The following is a 7,702-nucleotide window of genomic DNA, read 5'->3' on the forward strand; positions in this document are numbered from 1 at the left end:
GCTGTTGGGGGAAGGGCTTTTTTGCAAAGGTCTCAACCTGTTATTCACTCAGTGAACAAGGGCTTTTCTACGTTTCAAACCGCCATATGGTCTGCCAATATTCATCCTTCTTTGAGAATGGGCTGAAAAAAATTTTAGGGCTTTTTGCTGCTAATATAGCAGGTACCGACATAGGCAATGGATGCGCACCTGACACTGTTGCTTATCCCAACGGTAAATCACCCGCCACGACGCAGTGTGGAACACAATCTGCCGTGGGCAATGAATTAACTAAGCTGCTTAAAGGCGAACTTTAAATTTGGAGAAAAAATGCAAACAGAAAGACGACTCAGGTTACCTGATGTCCGCCACATGGTTGGCTACGGCACTACGACCACTTACTGCAAGTCCTAATTATTCATATGGAGGATTGAATATGCTGAACCAAATCCAGTTGAAACGTTACGCCGAATTATCAGGCTATACAGAAAAGGCTTTAAGGGACAAAATCAGCACCGGTGTTTGGGTAGAGGGACTCCACTACTACCGTGCGCCCGACCGCCACATCTTAATCAACGTAAAAGAGGTAGAAAAATGGCAACGAAACGAATACCAACCGGTGTAGTTATCCGCGATCGCAGTATCAAAATATGGTCCATGTATCGGGGTAAACGATGTTGGGAAAGCCTGCCGCTCAAGCCCACCACCGCTAACATCCGGCACGCTACTAAACTCCGGGAAGAAGTATGCACCCGAATCGCCATCGGCGTATTCGACTACGCCGAATTCTTCCCCGATTCCAAACGGGCTGAAGAAACGGAGCGCAGCCCCTCCTTCCGTGAGATGGCCGAAGCCTGGCTAGCCACCGTTAACCAGCTATCCCACTCCACACTATCCCGCTATCGCGGCATGCTCAACAGCCACGTCCTGCCTAAAATTGGCGACATGCCGATAGACCGTATCCAGTACAGTACCCTAGCAGGGCTGCTGGCTACCTTAGACTGTAGCGAAAGACTGTAGCGAAAAAACTCGCAATAACGTCGCCACCGTTATTCGGTAGCCGTTTGTTCTTGTGCTCCGCGACGGTAGGATAAAAGACAACCCCGCCCAGCATCTAGCCAACGCCAAAGTGCAGAAAGAGCCGCCCGACCCGTTCACACTCGAAGAGGCCGAATCCATCCTAGACTACCTGAAAAACAAACCTGTGTTTCACAATTACTTCAAACTGGCCTTTTTCAGCGGTATGCGTACCAGCGAGCTCATCGCCCTCACTTGGCAGGACATCGACTTCCAGAAGCAGTGCGTGCGCGTAAACAAAGCATCCGTGGCTGGCAAGCTGAAAAGTACTAAAACCCACAGCTACCGAGACATCGAACTCAATAGCCGCGCCTTGGAAGCCTTACGCAGGCAATGGCAAAGAACAGGAGGACTAGCAAGCGGATACGTTTTCATCAATCCAAAAACCGGCTGCCCGTTTGAGAACGACAAAGTACCTTGGAGACCGTGGCAGCACGCCATAAAAATAGCGGGGGTAAGGTACAGGAAACCCTACAACACCCGCCATACATTTGCCACACTCAACCTCATGGCCGGAGCCAACCCCATGTGGGTAGCCCGGCAGATGGGACACAGCACCATGAAGATACTACTTGAAAACTATTCCCGCTGGATTGACTTGGCCGACAAGCAGCGTGAAAAGTCTAAAATCGAGCAGCTTTTTGATGGGAAATGTGCCAATAGTGTGCCAAAAAACACAGAAATGAAGATAAGTATAGGATATCTTGGTGGAGGCGGGGGGAATCGAACCCCCGTCCGGAAGTCCTCTACAGAGCGTTCTACATACTTAGTCGTGTCTATTTAAAATCTCGTTCCTATCATGCCGACCGACAGGCCTTCTAGGAACCAGTTACCTTAAATCTTATTTCCCGCCAAGTAACCCGGCGGAAAACCAGTCAATGTAAAATGACGTTGCGGTAGCTTGCGCTACACAGCCCATTGACCAACTGCTGCAACGGCAGGCCTTAAGCGGCCAGTGCGTAAGTTTCGTCGTTTGCGACTATTTAGATTCAGTGTTTTACGGGAAATCTGAGATCCCGGTATGCCCGCATCTGCTTTGCAACCCCCGTCGAAACCAAGATCGCCCCCAGATGGGAAACGTTGATTATACGCATATCAGGCTGTTTTGCCAAGCAGAACGGGCATAACAAAGGTCGTCTGAACACGCAAATCATGCTTTCAGACGACCTTTCGCCTTATTCGATTATTGCCGATAAGTCTGCAAGAAGCGCTCGAGTTTGCTCATGGCTTCTTCGATTTGGTGGGTGTACGGCAGGGTAACGATGCGGAAATGGTCGGGTCGTATCCAGTTGAACCCTGTTCCTTGGACAAACAAGACTTTTTCGCGCACGAGCAGGTCGTAGATGAATTTCATGTCGTCATGGATACCGTACATTTCGGTGTCGATTTTCGGGAACATATAAAGTGCCCCCATCGGCTTGACGCAGGATATGCCGGGAATTTGGTTGACAAGTTCCCACGCTTTATTGCGCTGCTCCAGCAGGCGGCCGCCGGGCAGGATGAATTCGTTGATGCTTTGATAGCCGCCCAAAGCGGTTTGGATGGCGTGTTGCATGGGCGTGTTGGCGCATAGGCGCATGGAGGCGAGCATATCGAGGCCTTCGATATAGCCTTTGGCATGTTCTTTCGGACCGTTGAGCACCATCCAGCCTTGACGGAATCCGGCAACGCGGTAGGCTTTGGAGAGTCCGTTGAAGGTAATGGTCAGCAAGTCGGGCGCGAGTGCGGCGATGTGGTGGTGGACCGCGCCGTCGTAGAGGATTTTGTCGTAGATTTCGTCGGCGAAGATAATCAGACCGTGTTTGCGCGCCAACTCGGCGATTTCGAGCAGGATTTCTTTGCTGTACACCGCGCCGGTAGGATTGTTGGGATTGATGACGACGATGGCTTTGGTTTTGGGCGTGATTTTGGCTTCCATATCGGCAAGGTTGGGAAACCAGTCGTTTTCTTCGTCACACAAATAATGGCGCACCGTACCGCCCGCCAAAGTGGCGGCAGCCGTCCACAACGGATAATCGGGTGCGGGAATCAGGATTTCGTCGCCGTCGTTCAAAAGCGCCTGCATGGACATGGTAATCAGCTCGGACACGCCGTTGCCGATATAAACGTCGTTAACCGAAATATCGCGCAGACCTTTGGTTTGATAGTAATGAACGATGGCCTTGCGGGCGGAATACAGCCCTTTGGAATCGCAATATCCCTGCGCGGTCGGCAGGTTGCGGATTACGTCCACCAAAATTTCATCGGGCGCTTCAAAGCCGAACGGCGCAGGGTTGCCGATATTGAGCTTGAGGATTTTATGGCCTTCTTCTTCGAGTTGCAGGGCTTTTTTGTGTACCGGGCCGCGGATGTCGTAGCAAACGTGGTCCAGCTTGGACGATTTGGGAAATTTCTCCATGATGTGTGTTCCGTAAAATTGTTAACAATGGGAGTAAATGTACTCCGTTTGCAGGCGGAAAGAAAGTATTTTATGCAACTGAGAATAGGTCGTCTGAAACCGCATTTCAAATTTCAGACGACCTTTATTACAACCCTATTCCGCTTTCAATACATACTTCCCGAAATATAGTAAACTTGCCGCTGGTTTCCCTTTCTCCTTCCCGTCATGTTCCCCATTATCCCCACCGACCGCGCCGCTGCCGAATGGCGCAACGAAAGCACGCAAAAGCCGCCCAAGCAGGCGGTTTATGTGCATGAAAGCAATGCCGCCGATATTCTGAAAAACGCTCACTCCCAAACGGCAACCGTTTGGATGGGCGATTTCCACAACGCTAAACAAGTGTTGGCGGCGATGAAAAAGCGCGTCCGCAGGTCGTCTGAAAAGACAAAAAACGCGCCTGCCGATATTCAGACGACCTTCCATACCCACCGCATGAAGCAGGCGCAGCAAAGCCGCGTGTTAAATATGCTTGCCGTCGAAATCGGCGCCGGTTTTCAGTTAAACAACCCGCGCGCGCCCGACGTCCGCTCCGCCCTCGCCGATGTGTACGCCGAGCCGAACGACGCGCCGTTTTTGCTGCCGCTCAACCAGCTTTTGGGCTTTATCGGCGCGCACGAATGGCACAAAAAAGGCATAGACATTCAGCAGCTTGACGGCAAAATCCACGTCCCCTTCGGCGTGTTCTCACCCCTGCGCGGCGAATATTTGGACTTAATCGCCCAAGCGCCGTTGAATCCTAATATTCAGACGGCGTTCGACATCGGCACAGGCTCCGGCGTTATCGCCGCCATCCTTGCCAAACGCGGCATTCCCGAAATCACCGCCACCGATACCAACCCCAAGGCCATCGCCTGCGCAACCGCCAACCTCGCCCGCTTGGGGCTGGACAAACAAGTCGCCGTACAAGCCATTGATTTGTTTCCCGAAGGACGCTCCGACCTGATCGTCTGCAACCCGCCGTGGCTGCCCGCCAAATCGACTTCCGCCGTCGAAACCGCCCTCTACGATCCCGACAACGCCATGCTGACTGCCTTCTTAAACGGCGTGCGGCAGCATTTAAACTCGCAAGGCGAAGGGTGGTTAATCATTTCCGACTTGGCGGAACATCTGCATCTGCGCGACCGCGATTTTCTGGAACAATGTTTTCAGACGACCTCTTTAGAAGTGGTCGATATTCTGAAAACCAAACCGCGCCACCGCAAAGCCGCCGACGAATCCGACCCGCTCGCCTTCGCCCGCAATCGGGAAACCACATATCTCTATCGTTTGAAAGCAAAGTCCTGATATACAATCAGGTCGTCTGAAACCCACATCCGCCATTCCCATGCAACTGATCAAATACCTCCAATCCCAAGGCATAGGCAGCCGCAAACAATGCCAGTGGCTGATTCAAAATGATTGTGTCGAAATCAACGATACAGTCCGCAACGATACCAAAGCCGACATCGATCCCGCCGAAGTCCAAACGCTGCGCATAGACGGCGAAGACATCGTCGTCGTACCCATGCCTTATTTTTATATCCTGCTCAACAAGCCTGCCGATTACGAAACCTCGCACAAACCGCAGCAATACCCCAGTGTTTTCAGCCTTTTCCCCGATCATATGCGCAACATCGATATGCAGGCGGTCGGCAGGCTGGATGCGGATACAACGGGCGTTTTGCTGATTACCAACGACGGGCAGTTCAACCACCGCGTCACCTCGCCGAAACACAAAGTGCCCAAAATCTACCGCGTTACCCTGAAGCATCCTGCCGATGACAGCTTGTGTAAAACGCTGAAAAACGGCGTCCTGCTGCACGACGACAACGAAACCGTCCACGCAGCCGAAGCCGTTTTGGAAAATCCGACCACCCTGCTGATGACCATTACCGAAGGCAAATATCATCAAGTCAAACGCATGGTCGCCGCTGCCGGCAACCGCGTCGAACATCTCCATCGGGACGAATTCAACGGACGAACGGTAGAAAATTTAGCCTCAGGGGAGTGGAAATTCATCACAGTTTGAAAATTTTGAAGTTTTTTCAAAAAAATTTTAACCATTATGATTTTTTTATTTGTTTAAAAACATGATGATATGATTGTTAAGATGTCATTAACCAAACTTAACGTCATCATTCGTGAACTATTATATAATTCGCGTGTCTGAGTAACACTTGCTTCGAGAGAAGTGAGTAAGTGAGTAAGACGTTTTCCCCGTAATGTGTTTGGCCATCTATACTTTTCCCCTTAGTATAGATGGTTTTTTTTATCTTTGATTTCAATTCTTTCAGTCAAGTTCTTTCATTCAATCCTACAAACAGGAGATCGTCATGTTACTCAAAAAAGGCTTGCTTTCTACTTTGTCCATTGCACTGATACTGGGTTTTTCCGCCCAAACTGCCGATGCAGACACCCATAAACGCCACCATCCGCGAACTCAAGCCGAACATGGCAAACTGCATCCCGCCTGCAAAAAGTACCTCGACCGCCGCGCTGCATGGTACAAATACAAAGGCAACCGTGCCGAATTGAAAGAAAACCGAAAAGCCCGCAAAGCTTTCCGTCAGCTACCCTATAAAGAATAACGCATCCAATGCCGCGCCGCTTACGAAGCATTTGATGATTTCGATCAAGGCAAATTCCGCCGTTAACAATCATATCGGTAAAGGTCGTCTGAAAACGGGTTTCTATTTGAGAAAACCTGTTTTCAGACGACCTTTTGTTATATTCCTGAAATATAGTTTCCCCTATAATTCCGACTTTCCAGCCCCTATACTACCACCCGCCCCATGACCACGGACTTCGACATCCCCCTATTCCTCAAAAACCTGCCCAACCTGCCCGGCGTATACCGTTTTTTCGACGAAGGCGGCAACGTCTTATACGTCGGCAAAGCGGTCAACCTCAAGCGGCGCGTGTCCGGTTATTTCCAGAAAAACGACCATTCCCCGCGCATCGCATTGATGGTGAAACAGGTTCACCACATCGAAACCACCATCACCCGTTCCGAAGCCGAAGCCCTGATTCTCGAAAACAACTTCATCAAAGCCCTGTCGCCCAAATACAATATCCTTTTCCGCGACGACAAAAGCTATCCCTACCTCATGCTCAGCGGACATCAATATCCGCAGATGGCGTATTACCGCGGCACGTTGAAAAAGCCGAACCAATACTTCGGCCCCTATCCCAACAGCAACGCCGTGCGCGACAGCATACAAGTCCTGCAAAAAGTCTTCATGCTGCGTACCTGCGAAGACAGCGTCTTCGAACACCGCGACCGTCCTTGCCTGCTGTATCAAATCAAACGCTGCACCGCGCCCTGCGTCGGACATATCAGCGAAGAAGACTACTGCGACAGCGTGCGCCAAGCTGCTACCTTCCTCAACGGCAAAACCGACGAACTGACCCGCACCCTGCAACACAAAATGCAGACCGCCGCCGCCAACCTGCAATTTGAAGAAGCCGCCCGCTACCGCGACCAAATCCAAGCGCTCGGCATCATGCAGAGCAATCAGTTCATCGACAGCAAAAACCCGAACAATCCCAACGACATAGACCTGCTCGCGCTTGCCGTTTCAGACGGCCTCGTCTGCGTACACTGGGTCAGCATACGCGGCGGGCGGCATGTCGGCGACAAAAGCTTCTTCCCCGACACCAAAAACGACCCCGAACCAAACGGGCAAGATTACGCCGAAGCCTTCGTCGCCCAACACTATCTGGGCAAAAGCAAGCCCGACATCATCATCAGCAACTTCCCCGTCCCCGACGCATTAAAAGAAGCCTTGGAGGGCGAGCACGGCAAACAAATGCAGTTCGTGACCAAAACCATAGGCGAACGCAAAGTCTGGCTGAAAATGGCGGAACAAAACGCACAAATGGCGATTGCCCAACGCCGCCTGCAACAAAGCAGCCAGCAACACCGCATCGACGAGTTGGCAAAAATCCTGAACATGAATTCAGACGACCTCAACCGCCTCGAATGCTTCGACATCAGCCACACTCAAGGCGAAGCCACCATCGCTTCCTGCGTCGTGTACGACGAACAAAACATCCAACCCTCGCAATACCGCCGCTACAACATCACCACCGCCAAACCCGGCGACGACTACGCCGCCATGCGCGAAGTCCTCACCCGCCGCTATGGCAAAATGCAGGAGGCTGAAGCCAACGGCGAGGCCGTCAAATGGCCGGATGTCGTATTGATTGACGGCGGCAAAGGACAAA

General features: G+C 51.5%; 7 protein-coding genes, 1 other RNA gene and 2 pseudogenes. 8 read left to right on the forward strand and 2 right to left on the reverse strand.

From position 1 onward, the window contains the following. The 4 genes and pseudogenes from HMPREF2954_RS00275 to HMPREF2954_RS13365 all read left to right on the forward strand — a co-directional run. Positions 1-296 (forward strand): hypothetical protein (locus HMPREF2954_RS00275; protein ID WP_321178148.1); only part of this gene is annotated, 296 nt, incomplete at its 5' end. A 119-nt stretch (positions 297-415) separates the two neighbouring features. Next, positions 416-604, forward strand: a complete 189-nt coding sequence (locus tag HMPREF2954_RS00280; RefSeq protein ID WP_003743139.1) for a hypothetical protein — start codon at positions 416-418, stop codon at positions 602-604. Further along, positions 574-999, forward strand: coding sequence for an Arm DNA-binding domain-containing protein (locus tag HMPREF2954_RS00285; protein WP_045075134.1), 426 nt, complete (start codon positions 574-576; stop codon positions 997-999). The genes HMPREF2954_RS00280 and HMPREF2954_RS00285 overlap by 31 nt, the downstream gene beginning before the upstream one ends. A 109-nt stretch (positions 1,000-1,108) precedes the next feature. Beyond that, positions 1,109-1,630, forward strand: a pseudogene (locus tag HMPREF2954_RS13365) (site-specific integrase); the annotation flags it as partial. 131 nt (positions 1,631-1,761) lie between these two features. Here HMPREF2954_RS13365 and ssrA read toward each other — a convergent pair. Continuing rightward, positions 1,762-2,124: a transfer-messenger RNA gene (gene ssrA, locus HMPREF2954_RS00290) on the reverse strand. 115 nt (positions 2,125-2,239) lie between these two features. Beyond that, positions 2,240-3,454: a pyridoxal phosphate-dependent aminotransferase gene (locus HMPREF2954_RS00295; protein WP_003756346.1), complete on the reverse strand. Its 1,215-nt coding sequence runs from the start codon at positions 3,452-3,454 to the stop codon at positions 2,240-2,242. A 207-nt stretch (positions 3,455-3,661) separates the two neighbouring features. Between HMPREF2954_RS00295 and HMPREF2954_RS00300 the strand changes: the two genes are divergently transcribed. From HMPREF2954_RS00300 to uvrC, 4 genes and pseudogenes are all read left to right on the forward strand, one after another. After that, positions 3,662-4,780 carry a methyltransferase gene (locus tag HMPREF2954_RS00300; protein WP_045075137.1) on the forward strand — a complete coding sequence of 373 codons (1,119 nt, stop codon included), beginning with the start codon at positions 3,662-3,664 and terminating at the stop codon, positions 4,778-4,780. Between the two features lie 40 nt (positions 4,781-4,820). Next, positions 4,821-5,504 carry a 16S rRNA pseudouridine(516) synthase gene (locus HMPREF2954_RS00305; protein WP_045075139.1) on the forward strand — a complete coding sequence of 228 codons (684 nt, stop codon included), beginning with the start codon at positions 4,821-4,823 and terminating at the stop codon, positions 5,502-5,504. A gap of 304 nt (positions 5,505-5,808) precedes the next feature. Further along, positions 5,809-6,129, forward strand: a pseudogene (locus HMPREF2954_RS00310) (stress response protein). A 138-nt stretch (positions 6,130-6,267) separates the two neighbouring features. Then, positions 6,268-7,702, forward strand: a 1,435-nt coding sequence (gene uvrC, locus HMPREF2954_RS00315; RefSeq protein WP_070688954.1) for an excinuclease ABC subunit UvrC, incomplete at its 3' end; no start/stop codon positions are given.

The sequence above is a fragment of the Neisseria sp. HMSC067H09 genome (assembly GCF_001814135.1).
In the GTDB taxonomy this organism is placed as follows: domain Bacteria; phylum Pseudomonadota; class Gammaproteobacteria; order Burkholderiales; family Neisseriaceae; genus Neisseria.